Here is a 14,907-nt window from a genome sequence, read left to right as displayed (position 1 = left end):
CTCTCATAAATTTCCCGTTGCGCATTGTCAAAAACTTTGAAATGTTCACGGATTGTTTCGGTTTCTTTTCTGAGCTATGTCACTTTCTCGGCGACGAGATCGTCTTTTCAGAACCAACCGCTGTAGAGATGCCTCATGCTTGACCCCAAATTCGTTCGCCGCGGCCTTTTCCTGGTCTTCATCATCCTTTTCCTCGACATTATCGGCATCGCCATCATCATGCCGGTGCTGCCCGCCTATCTGGAGCAGCTGACCGGTGGCAGCGTCAGCGATGCGGCGATCGACGGCGGCTGGCTGATGCTGGTCTATGCCGGCATGCAATTCCTGTTTGCGCCGCTGCTCGGAAACCTGTCCGACCGTTTCGGCCGCCGGCCGATCCTTTTGCTTTCGGTGCTGACCTTCGCGATCGATAATTTCATCTGCGGCATCGCCACCAGCTTCTGGATGCTGTTCGTCGGCCGTGTGCTTGCCGGCATCAGCGGCGGCAGTTTCGCCACCTGCTCAGCCTATATTGCCGATATCAGCACGGAGGAGAACCGGGCGAAGAATTTCGGGCTGATCGGCATCGCCTTCGGCGTCGGTTTCACCATCGGCCCTGTCGTCGGCGGTGTCCTCGGCGAATTCGGCCCGCGTGTGCCATTCCTCGGCGCGGCCGCGCTATCGCTTGTCAATTTCATCGCCGCCTGCTTCCTGCTGCCGGAGACGCTGGAGGCGAAGAACCGCCGCCGGTTCGAGTGGAAACGCGCCAACCCGCTCGGCGCTTTGCGCCAGATGCGCCATTATCCCGGCATCGGTTGGGTCAGCCTCGTCATGTTCCTGTTCTTCCTGGCACATGCCGTCTATCCCTCGGTCTGGGCGTTCGTCTCGACCTATCGCTACGGCTGGAGCGAAGGACAAATCGGCCTGTCGCTCGGCATTTACGGCATCGGCGCCGCGATCGTCATGGGCCTGGTTCTGCCACGGATCGTGCCGGTGCTCGGCGAGTGGAAGACCGCTCTTCTCGGCCTCTGCTTCTCGGCCGTCGGGCTCACCGGTTATGCCTTCGCCTGGGAGGGCTGGGTGGTCTATGTCATCATCGTTGCGACTGTCATGGAAAACGTCGCTGATCCGCCGCTGCGCAGCATCGCCGCCGGCAAGGTGCCGCCTTCGGCGCAGGGTGAACTGCAGGGCGCGCTCACCAGCCTCAGCAGCATCACCACTATCGCCGGGCCGTTGATCTTCACGCAGATGTTCGGTTATTTCACGCGGCCCGAAGCGCCGGTCACCTTTGCCGGCGCGCCCTATCTTGCCGCCGCCCTGTTCATCATGGTGGCCGCTGGCGTGTTCCTCGTTCGGGTCCGGGTGCGTGAGCCGGCCGAGGCGCTGGAAGCGGCAGGTTGATCGATCAGAAACGCTGATGCGATGATGAATTTTTCATCATCTGCCTCATTTGGGGTAGTTCTTTGCGGGGCTTTGATCTAAGCCCGGATGATATTTCGCCGCAAGCTGCGGCGAAGCATATTTCAATCACAGGACTGGTGTCATGGACACGCCGATCGACGCGCGCAGACTTGCGCCGACAGCAGATAATCGTTGGGGCGCACATTTCCGTGCAACGCTGGCGCTCGGCATTCCGCTGATCGGCGCGCAACTCGCCCAACTCGGCATCAACACCACCGACGTCATGATCGTCGGCCGCCTCGGCGCCGAACATCTGGCGGCAATGGTGCTTGCGGCACAGTTCTTGTTTACGATCCTGATCTTCGGCTCGGGCTTTGCCATCGCCGTCATTCCGATGGTGGCGCAGGCCTATGGCCGCGGCGACCTCGTCTCGGTGCGCCGGTCGCTGCGCATGGGTCTGTGGGTGGTGATCGCATATTGGGTCATCATGCAGCCGGCCTTCTTCAATTCGGAGCAAGTCCTCCTCTTCGCACAGCAGAAGCCCGAAGTGGCCAAGCTCGCCCACGGCTACATCATGATCGGCCAGTTCGGCGTGCTGCCGGCGCTGCTCTTCAACGTCATGCGCGCGCTGGTCAGCGCCATCGGCAAGGCGGGCATCATCCTCAACGTCACCATCGCCACGCTGGTGATGAATGCGATCTTCGCTTATATTCTCGTGCTCGGCCATTTCGGCTTTCCGGCGATGGGGCTCGAGGGCGCGGCGATCGTTTCGGTCGCCGTGCAGACAGCCGGCTTCCTCTTCATCCTGGCTTTCGTGCAGCGGCGGGAAGAGACGCGGCGCTACGAGATCTTCGTGCGGTTCTGGAGGCCCGACTGGCACGCGCTGCTGGAGGTCATCCGGCTCGGTTTCCCGATCAGCGTCACCATCCTTGCCGAGGTCAGCCTGTTCACGGTGGCTTCGCTGCTGATGGGCTATATCGGCACCATCGAGCTCGCCGCCCACGGCATTGCCCTGCAATGGGCCTCGATCGCCTTCATGATTCCGCTCGGCCTCAGCCAGGCGGCAACGGTGCGCGTCGGTGTCGCCCACGGGCAGGGTGATTATCAGGGCCTGGTGCGCGGTTCGATCACCGTGCTCATCCTCGCCTGCGCCATTTCGGCGGTGGGCAGCGTGCTCTTTGCCACCATGCCGCAATTCCTTGGCAGCTGGTTCCTCGACGTCAACTCGCCCGAGGCGCCCGAGGTGCTTGCCTATGCCGGGCCGCTGATCGTCGTTGCCGGGCTTTTCCAGCTCGTCGATGGGCTGCAGGTGATCGCCAATGGATTGCTGCGCGGCCTCAAGGACGCACGCGTGCCGATGATCATGGCGTTGATCGCCTATTGGCCGATCGGCTTCTTCCTCGCCTGGGCCTTTGCCTTCCCGCTGGGTTTCGGTGGCATCGGCATCTGGTTCGGCTTTCTCGTCGGGCTGGCGGCCGCCGCCGTCATGCTCTGTGCGCGCTTCTACCTTCTCCTGCGCCGCGAGGCGGAACTGACCCACGCCTGAGCCAGCCGCATCTGCTGTCAGGCCGCGACAGGCTTGTAGCTGGCGATATCGGCGTGAATGCCGAGACGCGCAAACATTTCCTGCGGATCGAAATTCGCGGCCTTCTGGGCGGCCGCCACGGCTGCCCGCGCGCGCTCGACGACCTCGGTATTTTCCCATTCGGCGATCGTGACGAAATTGAATTCGCCTGGACCGGCGACCTGCTCCAGCACCCTGTGATCGATGAAACCGTCCTGCGCCTCCAACACCTTGTGGGTCATCATCACTTTGACGAGAAATTCCTCGCGTGCCGCCGCCGGCACGATGAATTTGTCTACTCGAAAGAAAGCTCCGCTCATCCAGTTTTCTCCTGCATCAGATGTCTGCAGCCAGATCTGTAATTCCTCAAGTTAAGCTGAGGTCAATAGGCGGATAAAGAAAAAGGCCCGGTTGAACGGGCCTTCATCGGAAGTCGGTGGTACTTGAAATTAGCGTTCGGCGAGCGCCGGTTCGCCCTTCTTCTCGCGCACCATGTTGATGAAGCGACGGAAGAGATAGTGGCTGTCCTGCGGGCCGGGAGAGGCTTCCGGATGGTGCTGGACGGAGAAGACCTGCTTGCCGAGGACGCGCAGGCCGCAATTGGTGCCGTCGAAAAGCGAAATATGAGTCTCTTCAACGCCATCCGGTAGCGACTTCGAGTCGACCGCGAAGCCGTGGTTCATCGAGACGATCTCGACCTTGCCGGTCGTGTGGTCCTTGACGGGGTGGTTGGCGCCGTGATGGCCCTGATGCATCTTCTCGGTCTTCGCGCCGAGTGCCAGGCCCAGCATCTGGTGGCCGAGGCAGATGCCGAAGACCGGGATATCGGTCTTGATCAGTGTCTTGATCACAGGCACGGCATATTCACCGGTTGCCGCCGGATCGCCCGGGCCGTTCGACAGGAAGATGCCGTCCGGCTGCATCGCGAGCACATCTTCGGCGCTCGTTGCGGCCGGCACGACAGTCACCTTGCAGTCGAGCCCGGCAAACAAGCGCAGGATGTTGCGCTTGACGCCGTAATCCAGGCAGACGACGTGGTATTTCGCGTCCGCCGCCTTGAGTTCACCGTAACCTTCGTTCCACACCCACGGCGTTTCGGTCCATTGCGAGGACTGGCCCGACGAGGCGATCTTGGCGAGGTCGAGACCTTCGAGGCCGCTCCAGGCTTTGGCTTCGGCCTTCAGCGTCTCGATGTCGAACACGCCGTTCGGGTCGTGGGCGATCACCGCGTTCGGAGCGCCGTTCTCACGGATCCAGGCGGTCAGCGCGCGTGTATCGATGCCGCAAAGGCCGATGACGCCGCGGGCCTTCAGCCATTGGTCGAGGTGCTTGGCGGCGCGGTAGTTCGAGGGCTCAGTGATGTCGGCCTTGAAGATGACGCCGACGGCGCCGTGACGGGCGGCAGGGGTCAGATCCTCAATGTCTTCATCGTTGGTGCCGATATTGCCGATATGCGGGAAGGTGAAGGTGACGATCTGGCCGAGATAGGAGGGGTCCGTCAGGATCTCCTCATAGCCGGTCAGCGCCGTGTTGAAGACCACTTCGGCCGGCACCTTGCCGGTGGCGCCGATGCCCTTGCCTTCGATGACCGTGCCGTCGGCAAGAACGAGCAGGGCGGTCGGCTTTTCGATTGTCCAGGGTGCTGTCGCGGTCATCTTCATCCCGTTTCCGGCAGGTGGGCGCGTTGCCGCGGCTCGCCGCCTTTGATCTCGCAGGCGTGTGGACGCGGCAATGCCGCGCGCTTCAGGCCTGATCACGAATTTTGGTGCAGGTGGCGGTAAATAGCCACGCAATCGCTTGCGGTCAATCTTTGTAGCCGAGATTGCTGCCGTTTTCCTGCGCTTTATCGCACTGACCGCGCAATTTATTTGATCCCCCGCATCAGCGTGGTTTATGAAGCGGCATCAAAACAGGAGTGAAGACCATGCTGCGCGATCAACTCGCCACCCAGCTGAAAGAGGCGATGAAGGCCAAGAATGCGGAGCGGCTTTCCACCGTCCGGCTGATTCAGGCCGCGGTCAAGGACCGCGATATCGCCAATCGCGGCACCGGCAAGGAGCAGGCGAGCGATGACGAGATCCTGCAGATCCTCGCCAAAATGGTGAAGCAGCGTGACGAATCGGCAAAGATCTACGAGGAGAATTCGCGGCCGGAGCTCGCCGCCAAGGAGCGCGCCGAAATAATTGTCATCCAGGACTTCATGCCGAAGCAGCTTTCGGACAACGAAGTGCGCACCAACGTCTCGGCGATCATCGCCGAGACGGGTGCGGCGGGCGCCAAGGACATGGGCAAGGTGATGGCGGCGCTGAAGGAGCGTTATGCCGGCCAGATGGATTTCGCCAAGGCGTCGGCGACCGTCAAGGAACTGTTGAACGGATAAGCCTCAGATAACCTTTCTTGCCTGCGGTTCGTCACGGACCGCAGGCCCGAGCACCGCTTCGGCGGCAGCATCGATGATGGCGAATTTCGCCGCCTGATAATTCCAGTATTCGCGGATGAAATGGGCCGACAGCCAGAAGTCGCCCTTGCGGGAGGGTTCCGTCCAGCCGATGCTCTCCATGGTCGCTGCCTGCGTCAGAAGCCGCTTCAGGTGGGTGTTGGAGATCATGAACTGTTCACGGATTTCCCTGAGCGACAGGGGGCCGAGCACGACGCGGTCGGCCGTCCTTGGAAATTCCGGAAGGCGCGAGATCAGGTAGTCCATCACCAGCCCGCCGGAATTCGCCCAGTTGAAGAGGTTGAAGGTGGCGCCCGGATTGCGCACCGCTTCACTCCCGATGATCGCCCTTGCGATCAGCGGCTGGATCGCTGCCATCATCGCCGAGGGATTGGCGGTGATCTTATCGGCGCGCTCACCGCCGTCGAGACTGTCGAGGATCATCATATGGGCGACGAGCCATCGGGTGAAATGCTGCTCGGCGATTTCGGTGGGCTCGAGGTAGCGTGTGCGCTTGTCGGGGCCGGGGACCGGTCGCAGGAAGCGATAGGCCAGCATTTCCTGCATGAAGGCCGCGGCGGTGTTGCGGCTTGCGATGTCGTTCTTGACCGCAAAATCGATGAAGCGGCCGGAATAGAGGCCGCCGCTCTTCCCGTCGTCGGAATAACCGTAATGAAGCGCGAAGCCGGCATGGGCCATCAGCCAGCGCTGCTGCGCGGCGAAGATCGAGGCGATGCGCGGGCTCTCACGATAGATGGAGAGCATCTGATCGGCGCAATGCAGGATGGCAGCGAGAAAGCGATCGTCTGCTGCAAGATTGTCCGCGGTAAAAGCCATTTGGAGAGGTCCAGGGAGTTCGGCGCATACATCTTTCATGCGAGCGCCGCCTGTCAACGGTTTTGTCAATAAGCGGTTAATTTCAAAGGGAGAGTTGTCGCAGGGAGAGCCAAAAATTTAAGAAGGCAGGAGCTGGGGGCGCTCCTGCCTTCTTGCTCTTTGCTTCCACCGGCACGCAGGGCCGAAGCCCAAGCCGGAGGGTATTTGCAAAGGCACCCTTGCGAAGCGGCGCCGGGGGTAGGGATGGTGCTTCGCTCGGGGATCGCTTTGTTGAGATCGAACCTATTGCGGTGCGGCGGCTTATTCAAATTACAAAAAAATAATAATTGCCGGAATCAGCGGTTTGTGAGGCGTCGAAGCGGACTCTCAGGAGGCGGCGTGGAGTATGATGAAGCACAATTATCAGAGGCAATAATCCTTTGTTTCTAAACGATTTTCATCGGTTTTTTCAAGGGTCGCCGCTCTTTGCTGAAGCTTTTCTGACGGCGGAATTCCGGCTCAGAAGGGACAATAATGTCGCACCCTGTCGCAGGGGGCGATAACGTGTTGTTGATTGGATAATCCGCGCCGCTGAAGACGGTCGTAAAGCCTGTGAATAGCGGGTTTTCATGACAAGTTTCGTGGCATGGAGCGGAAAAGCAGCTTATATGGAGATTGGCCAAGAGGTATAAATGCGCTTTTCCAACACCTTCCTCGATGATATTCGCGACCGCGTTCCGATTTCGAACGTGATCGCGCGCCGCGTGAGCTGGGACAAGCGCAAGACCAATGTGTCGCGCGGCGATTACTGGGCCTGCTGCCCGTTCCACGGCGAAAAATCACCGAGCTTCCACTGCGAGGACCGAAAGGGCCGCTATCACTGCTTTGGCTGCGGCGTGACCGGCGACCATTTCCGCTTTCTCACCGAGCTGGAAGGCCTGAGTTTTCCCGAGGCGGTGCAGCAGATCGCCGATATGGCAGGCGTGCCGATGCCGCTTGCCGATCCTGTGATGGAGAAGCGCGAAAAGGAGCGCGGCTCGCTGATCGACGTCATGGAAATGGCGACGCAATTTTTCCAGGATCAGCTGCAGACGGCGAATGGGGCGAGGGCGCGCGCCTACCTGCGCGACCGCGGATTGACGGGGCGCACCATCGAGACCTTCCGCCTTGGCTATGCGCCCGAGAGCCGCAATGCGCTCAAGGAATTCCTCGCCGGCAAGGGTGTCTCCAAGGATCAGATCGAGGCCTGCGGTCTGGTTGTCCATGAAAACGTGCCGGTTTCCTACGATCGTTTCCGCGACCGCATCATGTTCCCGATCCTGTCGTCGCGGGAAAAGGTGATCGCTTTCGGCGGCCGCGCCATGTCGGCCGACGCGCCGGCGAAATATCTGAACTCCAACGAGACGGAGCTCTTCCACAAGGGCAATGTTCTTTACAATTTCGCCCGTGCGCGGCGCGCGATCCAGGGACCGGGCCGCGGCGATCCTCAGGACGACAATGCGACCGGCACCATCATCGCCGTCGAAGGCTATATGGACGTGATTGCGCTGCATCAGGCGGGCATCGAGAATGCCGTTGCGCCGCTCGGCACAGCGCTCACCGAAAACCAGCTCGAGCTGCTTTGGAAGATGGTGCCGCAACCGGTGCTCTGCTTCGACGGCGACGGCGCCGGCATCCGCGCCGCCAATCGCGCCGCCGAATTGGCGCTGCCGCATCTCAAGCCCGGCCGTTCTGTTCGCTTCGCGCTTCTGCCCGACGGCAAGGATCCGGACGATCTCGTGCGCGATGACGGGCGCGCGCCGTTCGACAAGGTGATGAGCCAGGCAAAGCCGCTCTCCGAGATGCTTTGGAGCCGGGAGATCAGCACCGGCAAGTTCGACACGCCCGAGGCGCGCGCCGAACTGGAGGCGCGACTGAAGCAACTGGTCGCGGTCATCGCCGACGAGAACGTGCGCCGTCACTACCAGCAGGATATTCGCGACCGGCTGAACGCCTTCTTCCAGCCGCAGTTCCAGAACCGCAACAATGGCGATCGCCGCGGCGGCTTCAACGGCAATGGCAATTACCGGACGGGCCGCGACAATGCCAGCAAGGCAGGGCCGAAAAGCCCGAGCGTCATTTCCGAAAGGCTCGCCCGGTCAGGCCCGGTGCGCGGCCACCAGAACAATACGGCGCTGCGGGAATGCGTGCTGGCGCTGACCGTCGTCAATCACCCCTCGCTGATGATCGACGATTATGACGAGATCGCCGCGATCGAATATGACAGCCGCGAGCTGCAGCGGCTCTGGTCGGCGATGCTGGGGGCAGCTGCGGCCGTCGCCGGCCCGCATCTGACGCGCGAATATCTGACCGAAAGGCTGGAATTCGAAGGCTTCGGCCCGCTTATCAAGAGCCTTGACCAGCAGGTGCGCAATGCCCGGCTGTGGATCGCGACCGAGGAGGCGGCGATGGAAGATGCGCGTGAGGGATACCGTCAGGCGCTGGCCTCCCACAAGCGGGCGAAGGCGCTGCGCCGGCAGAAGATCGAGCTCGAGCGCGAGATCGCGCTGGCGACCGAAGCCGGCGACGGCGAGGCGATCGTTCAGTTGATGCGGGCGCAGCAGGAAGTGCATTTCGAAGGGGTGCGCCTTGAGAACCAGGAGGCAATCATCGACGGCTTCGGCGTGCTTTCCGGCCGCGTTAAAGGGGCGGCGAACCACTGATGTCGCTGACTGAACGGAATGAACCGGGTTTTTCCGCTTCCGGCGCGCTGTTTTCCGCCGGCCGTTCGCCGCTCGATATCCTCAAGCAGGTCTATGGCTATTCCTCCTTCCGCGGCAAGCAGCAGCAGGTGGTCGAGCACGTGGTTTCCGGCGGCGATGCGGTCGTGCTCTTTCCGACTGGGGCCGGCAAATCTTTATGCTTCCAGATCCCGGCGCTCTGCCGCGATGGCGTCGGCATCGTGGTTTCGCCACTGATTGCGCTGATGCGCGATCAGGTCGAGGCGATGAAGCAGCTCGGCATCCGGGCAGCCGCGCTCAACTCCTCGCTGTCGCGCGAGGAGTTCGTCGAGGTTCGCCGCGCGCTTTCGGCGGGCCAGCTCGACCTTCTCTACGTAACGCCCGAGCGCATTTTGACCGATGGTTTCCGCGAGCTGATCGCCAACGAGAAGATCGCGCTGTTTGCCATCGACGAGGCCCACTGCGTCTCGCAATGGGGCCATGATTTCCGGCCGGAATATCGCGCGCTCGGCCGGCTCGGTGAGCAATATCCGGGTGTGCCCAGAGTGGCGCTGACGGCGACGGCTGATCCGCACACACGCGACGACATCATCGAGCGGCTGGGGCTCGATGCCGCCCAGATCTTCACCACCAGCTTCGACCGTCCGAACATCGCCTATGAGATCGTCGAGCGTGACCAGCCGCGCCAGCAGCTGTTGCGGTTCCTGTCCGGCCACAAGGGCGACAGCGGCATCGTCTATTGCCTGTCGCGCGCCAAGGTCGAGGATACGGCCGAGTGGCTGAACGGGCAGGGCATCCGCGCGCTTGCCTATCATGCCGGCATGGACAGGGCGGCTCGCGACGCCAATCAGGATGCTTTCCTGAAAGAAGAGAATCTTTGCCTGGTTGCCACCGTTGCCTTCGGCATGGGCATCGACAAGCCGAACGTGCGTTATGTCGCCCATCTCGACCTGCCGGGCTCGGTGGAAGCCTATTATCAGGAGACCGGACGTGCCGGACGCGACGGCCTGCCGTCCGAGGTCTGGATGGCTTACGGCATGGCCGACGTCATCCAGCGCGGCCGGATGATCGATGAGGGCAATGCCGCCGCGGAGATCAAACGGGTCGAACGCGCCAAGCTCAACGCATTGCTGGCGATCTGCGAGACCGCCTCCTGCCGCCGTCAGGCCATCCTTGCCCATTTCGGCGAGGCGCATGCCGGCCATTGCGGCAATTGCGACACCTGCCTGAAGCCGGTCGAGACCTGGGAGGGCACGGAGGCGGCGATCAAGGCGCTGGCCGCCATCTATCGCACCGGCGAGCGTTTCGGCGCTGGCCATGTCGTCGACGTGCTCCTTGGCAACGTCAACGAAAAGACCGAGCGTTTCGGCCATGCCGAAATGCCGGTCTTCGGCGCCGGCAAGGACATTCCGGCGCGCGTCTGGCAGTCGGTCTTCCGCCAGCTGCTCGCCATGGGGCTGATCCGCGTCGACCATGAGGCCTTTGGGGCGCTGAAGCTGGAGCCGGAGGCGCGCGCTGTCTTCAAGCACGAGCGGCAGGTGTTCTTCCGCAAGGACCGGCCGGCCTCGGAACGGCGCACGAAGAAGGCGGAGCGCAGCGAGCGCAAATCGGGACTATCAGGCGCAGACGGCAGTCTCTTCGAGGCGCTGCGGGCCGAGCGCATGGCGATCGCGAAATCGCTCGGCGTGCCGCCCTATGTCGTCTTTCCCGATACGACGCTGATCGCCTTCGCCACCGAGAAGCCACGAAGCCGCAAGGAATTGCTCGCCATATCAGGCGTCGGGCAGGCGAAGCTCGAGCGTTACGGCGATGCCTTCCTGGAGATCATTCTGGCGCAGGACAACGGCTAACGGACCCGGCTGATCCTTGAGATCCGGCGAGGGGGCATGGTAGTGCTGCCTCTACAGCGCCGCGCGTCTTTTTCAGACGCGCAAAGGACGCTGTAGCACTTTGAATTGCTGCATAATTTTCTCCTGAAATCGATTCCGATTTCAGGAATTATGCAGTAGGGAGGAGCGCCGATGGCCCAGAATATCTACGACCGACCGGAATTCTTCGCCGGATATAGCGGCATGAGGCGATCCGTGCACGGGCTTGACGGAGCATCCGAGTGGCCGGCGGTGCGTGCGCTGCTGCCCGATCTTGCCGGCAAGCGTATCGTCGACCTCGGCTGCGGCTTCGGCTGGTTTTCGCGTTTCGCCGTGAGCCAGGGTGCTGCCAGCGTGCTGGCGCTCGACATTTCGGAAAAGATGATCGCGAGAGCGAGGGCCGATGCGGCTGAAGCCGCGATCACCTATGAGATCGCCGATCTCGAGCATCTCATGCTTGCTCAAGCTTCTTTCGATTTCGCCTACAGCTCGCTGGCGCTGCATTATATCGAGGATTTCGCTGGTCTGGTCGCGACGGTCTATCGCGCGCTCTTACCGGGATCGCATTTCGTCTTCACCATCGAACATCCGATCTTCATGGCGCCGACCAATCCCGCCTGGGCAACCGATGCCGAGGGGCGGCGCATCTGGCCGCTCGATCGCTATTCCGTCGAAGGTCCGCGCACCACCGACTGGCTCGCCAAGGGCGTGGTCAAGCAGCACCGCAAGCTCGGCACGACGCTCAACACCTTGATCGCGGCCGGTTTTGCCATTCGCCATGTCGAGGAGTGGAGCCCGAACGACCAGGAATTGCGCGACAATCCCAATTGGGCGGAGGAACTGGACCGGCCGATGTTCCTGCTGATTGCGGTCCAGCGCTGAAGAAGACAAGCCGGCGGCAATATGCTAACCCGGCGGGCAAACGGAAATCTCTGGGAAAGGCCGTCCATGACCTCGCAATTTCTCTCCCATCTCAGCAACGAGATCTCAGCGCTGAAGGATGCCGGCCTCTACAAATCCGAACGCGTCATCAGTTCCAAGCAAGCGGGCGAGATCGCGATTTCCACCGGCGAGCGGGTGCTGAATTTCTGCGCCAACAACTATCTCGGCCTTGCCGACAACGAGGAATTGGCCGAGGCCGGCAAGCAGGCGCTCGACCGATACGGCTACGGCATGGCCTCGGTGCGCTTCATCTGCGGCACGCAGGAAGAGCACAAGCAACTCGAAGCGCGCATCTCCGCCTTCCTCGGCATGGAAGACACGATCCTCTATTCCTCCTGCTTCGACGCCAATGGCGGTCTCTTCGAAACGCTGCTGTCGGAAGAGGACGCGATTATCTCGGACGCGCTGAACCACGCCTCGATCATCGACGGCGTCAGGCTTTCGAAGGCCAAGCGTTTCCGCTACGCCAATAACGACATGGCAGCACTCGAAGAGGAACTGAAAAAGGCCGAAGGCAGCCGCTTCAAACTGGTCGCCACCGACGGCGTCTTCTCGATGGACGGCATCATCGCCAATTTGGGTGGTGTCTGCGATCTCGCCGAGAAATACGGCGCGATGGTCATGGTCGATGACAGCCATGCCGTCGGTTTCGTCGGCAAGAACGGTCGCGGCTCCGCCGAACATTGCGGCGTCGAGGGCCGGATCGACATTATCACCGGCACGCTCGGCAAGGCGCTCGGCGGCGCCTCGGGCGGCTATACCTCCGCCAAGGCGGAAGTCGTCGAATGGCTGCGGCAGCGCTCGCGGCCCTATCTGTTCTCGAACACGCTGGCGCCCGTCATCGCCGCTGCCTCGCTCAAGGTGTTCGACCTCATCGAAAACGGCGATGCCTTGCGCAAGCGTCTTTCCGACAATGCCGATCTCTTCCGCAGCGAAATGACCAAGCTCGGCTTTACGCTAGCCGGCGAAGGCCATCCGATCATTCCCGTCATGCTGGGTGACGCCAAACTCGCCCAGGATATGGCCGGCCTGATGCTGAAGAAGGGGATCTATGTGATCGGCTTCTCCTTCCCCGTCGTGCCGAAAGGCCAGGCCCGCATCCGCACACAGATGTCGGCGGCGCATTCGCGGGCGGATGTGGAGCGGGCGATCGCGGCCTTTGCCGAGACAGGGCGGGAACTGGGTGTGATTTGAGTGGGATTTGCCATTTCCCTCTTCTCCCCAGCGGGGAGAAGATGTCCGTCAGGACAGATGAGGGGGAGGAGCGAAGCGACGTTTCGAGCGGCAAGCGAGGAACAAAGTAAGGTTTAATGGCGTGCCGTGCCGCCCCCTCATCCGCCCTACGGGCACCTTCTCCCCGACGGGGAGAAGAGGGAGTCGCAAAGTTCGGGCACCAGAACAAGGGCGGATATCGTTGATGTCGAACATGATGAAGGCGCTGGTCAAAGCGAAACCGGAAGTTGGGCTTTGGATGGAGAATGTGCCGGTTCCCGAGGTCGGGCCGAACGATGTGCTGATCCGGGTGAAGAAATCGGCGATCTGCGGCACCGACGTCCATATCTGGAACTGGGACCAGTGGGCACAGAAGACCATCCCGGTGCCGATGGTCGTCGGCCATGAATTCTCCGGCGAGATCGCCGAGATCGGCTCGGCGGTCACCCGCTATCATGTCGGCGAGCGGGTCTCCGGTGAGGGGCATATCGTCTGCGGCAAGTGCCGCAACTGCCGGGCGGGCAGGGGGCATCTCTGCCGAAATACGCTCGGTGTCGGGGTCAACCGGCCGGGCTCCTTCGGCGAATTCGTGTGCATTCCGGAAAGCAATGTCGTGCCGATCCCGGATGATATTTCCGACGAGATCGCCGCGATCTTCGATCCGTTCGGCAATGCCGTGCACACCGCGCTTTCCTTCGATCTCGTCGGCGAGGACGTGCTCGTCACCGGCGCCGGGCCGATCGGCATTATGGGCGCGCTCGTCGCCAAGCGATCCGGCGCCCGCAAGGTCGTCATCACCGACATCAATCCGCACCGGCTGGAGCTGGCGCGCAAGCTCGGTATCGATCACGTCGTCGACGCATCGAAGGAAAACCTCGCCGACGTCATGAAGGCGATCGGCATGACGGAGGGTTTCGACGTCGGGCTCGAAATGTCGGGGGCCGCACCCGCCTTCCGCGACATGATCGACAAGATGAACAATGGCGGCAAGATCGCCATTCTCGGCATCGCGCCGGCGGGCTTCGAGATCGACTGGAACAAGGTCATCTTCAAGATGCTCAATCTCAAGGGCATCTACGGCCGCGAGATGTTCGAGACCTGGTACAAGATGATCGCTTTCGTCCAGGGCGGCCTCGATCTCGCGCCCATCATCACCCATCGGATCGGCATCGACGATTTCCGCGACGGCTTCGAGGCGATGCGGTCGGGCAATTCCGGCAAGGTTGTCATGGACTGGATGTGAGGAGGACGACATGCGCTATGAAGGAAGCTGCCATTGCGGCAATGTGGCTTTCGAGGTCGAAGGCGAATTCACCGAGGCGCTCGACTGCAATTGTTCGCTTTGCCGCAGGCGGGGCGGGCTTCTCGCCTTCGTGCCGCGCGAGAAGCTGGTGCTGAAAACGCCGGAGGACAATGTCTCGACCTATACCTTCAACCGGCATGTCATTCGCCATCACTTCTGCGCCAATTGCGGCATCGCACCGTTCGGCGAGGCTGTGGGTCCGAACGGCGCGGCAATGGCTTCGATCAATCTGCGCTGCATTCCCGCGGTCGATATCGGCGTGCTGACGGTGAAGGCGTATGACGGCGCGGCGCGTTAGCCACAATTTCTCAGGCTAGCGCATCGGCCCGAAAATCGGAATCGACTTTCGGAAAGCACGATGCGCAGACTCAAAGTGTTAGAGCGTCCTTTGTGCGTCCGAAGGACGCGCGGCCCTCTAAAGGTGCATATTCCGTCTGCACAACTGCGAAGATGATGGAAACAACTGCTATGGCGGGCAAAATATTTGCTGCCCTTGTCTTTTGTTCGCCGCATCTTAAATAAGGGTTCGCAATCGCTGCCGCGGTTCAAAGCCTGTGGATAAGGCTTTTTCCGTATTTTTGTGGGCTTTTTTTCTGGAAAAGCTTGACGAGAACAAAAAATGTGGGAATCACCGTTCGACTTGTTGAATGGTGAACTGGGTCAAG

Annotated in this window: 12 protein-coding genes; 9 read left to right on the top strand and 3 right to left on the bottom strand. The window is 61.4% G+C overall.

All coding sequences use genetic code 11. The annotated features are described in order from the left end of the window. Positions 1-135 precede the first annotated feature (135 nt). A complete protein-coding gene (locus tag ELH03_RS14865) occupies positions 136-1,380 on the top strand; it encodes a TCR/Tet family MFS transporter (protein WP_128405119.1) in 1,245 nt (414 codons plus the stop codon). A gap of 142 nt (positions 1,381-1,522) precedes the next feature. After that, entirely contained in the window at positions 1,523-2,926 is a 1,404-nt protein-coding gene (locus ELH03_RS14860; RefSeq protein ID WP_128405120.1) for an MATE family efflux transporter, read from the top strand. A gap of 17 nt (positions 2,927-2,943) precedes the next feature. On the opposite strand, the gene ELH03_RS14855 is transcribed toward ELH03_RS14860, so the two are convergent. Both ELH03_RS14855 and carA read right to left on the bottom strand, forming a co-directional pair. Then, a complete protein-coding gene (locus tag ELH03_RS14855; RefSeq protein ID WP_128405121.1) occupies positions 2,944-3,264 on the bottom strand; it encodes an antibiotic biosynthesis monooxygenase family protein in 321 nt (106 codons plus the stop codon). A gap of 129 nt (positions 3,265-3,393) precedes the next feature. Next, complete coding sequence (carA, locus tag ELH03_RS14850) at positions 3,394-4,599, bottom strand: glutamine-hydrolyzing carbamoyl-phosphate synthase small subunit (RefSeq protein WP_128405130.1); 1,206 nt, start codon at positions 4,597-4,599, stop codon at positions 3,394-3,396. 269 nt (positions 4,600-4,868) lie between these two features. Here carA and ELH03_RS14845 point away from each other — a divergent pair, with 269 nt between their 5' ends. Then, complete coding sequence (locus ELH03_RS14845) at positions 4,869-5,324, top strand: GatB/YqeY domain-containing protein (protein ID WP_128410849.1); 456 nt, start codon at positions 4,869-4,871, stop codon at positions 5,322-5,324. Positions 5,325-5,327: 3 nt separating this feature from the next. Here ELH03_RS14845 and ELH03_RS14840 read toward each other — a convergent pair whose 3' ends face one another. Then, complete coding sequence (locus tag ELH03_RS14840; protein WP_128410848.1) at positions 5,328-6,218, bottom strand: hypothetical protein; 891 nt, start codon at positions 6,216-6,218, stop codon at positions 5,328-5,330. A gap of 671 nt (positions 6,219-6,889) precedes the next feature. On the opposite strand from ELH03_RS14840, the gene dnaG reads away from it, so the two are divergent. The 6 genes from dnaG (at position 6,890) to ELH03_RS14805 (ending at position 14,540) form a co-directional block, all read left to right on the top strand. Beyond that, positions 6,890-8,899, top strand: a complete 2,010-nt coding sequence (dnaG, locus tag ELH03_RS14830) for a DNA primase (protein WP_128410847.1) — start codon at positions 6,890-6,892, stop codon at positions 8,897-8,899. Beyond that, on the top strand, positions 8,899-10,767 hold the full coding sequence (gene recQ, locus ELH03_RS14825; protein WP_128410846.1) for a DNA helicase RecQ: 1,869 nt from the start codon (positions 8,899-8,901) through the stop codon (positions 10,765-10,767). The genes dnaG and recQ overlap by 1 nt, the downstream gene beginning before the upstream one ends. Positions 10,768-10,938: 171 nt before the next feature. Beyond that, complete coding sequence (locus ELH03_RS14820) at positions 10,939-11,667, top strand: class I SAM-dependent methyltransferase (protein ID WP_130659152.1); 729 nt, start codon at positions 10,939-10,941, stop codon at positions 11,665-11,667. Positions 11,668-11,733: 66 nt separating this feature from the next. Then, positions 11,734-12,921: a glycine C-acetyltransferase gene (locus ELH03_RS14815; RefSeq protein ID WP_128405126.1), complete on the top strand. Its 1,188-nt coding sequence runs from the start codon at positions 11,734-11,736 to the stop codon at positions 12,919-12,921. A 223-nt stretch (positions 12,922-13,144) separates the two neighbouring features. Beyond that, complete coding sequence (tdh, locus tag ELH03_RS14810; RefSeq protein WP_011652887.1) at positions 13,145-14,182, top strand: L-threonine 3-dehydrogenase; 1,038 nt, start codon at positions 13,145-13,147, stop codon at positions 14,180-14,182. Between the two features lie 10 nt (positions 14,183-14,192). Further along, complete coding sequence (locus ELH03_RS14805; protein ID WP_128410843.1) at positions 14,193-14,540, top strand: GFA family protein; 348 nt, start codon at positions 14,193-14,195, stop codon at positions 14,538-14,540. Positions 14,541-14,907: the final 367 nt, after the last annotated feature.

The sequence above is a fragment of the Rhizobium beringeri genome, assembly GCF_004306515.1.
GTDB classification, from domain to species: domain Bacteria; phylum Pseudomonadota; class Alphaproteobacteria; order Rhizobiales; family Rhizobiaceae; genus Rhizobium; species Rhizobium beringeri.
The sequence above is the reverse complement of the archived record's forward strand: the minus strand, read 5'-3'. Positions and strand labels throughout refer to the sequence as shown.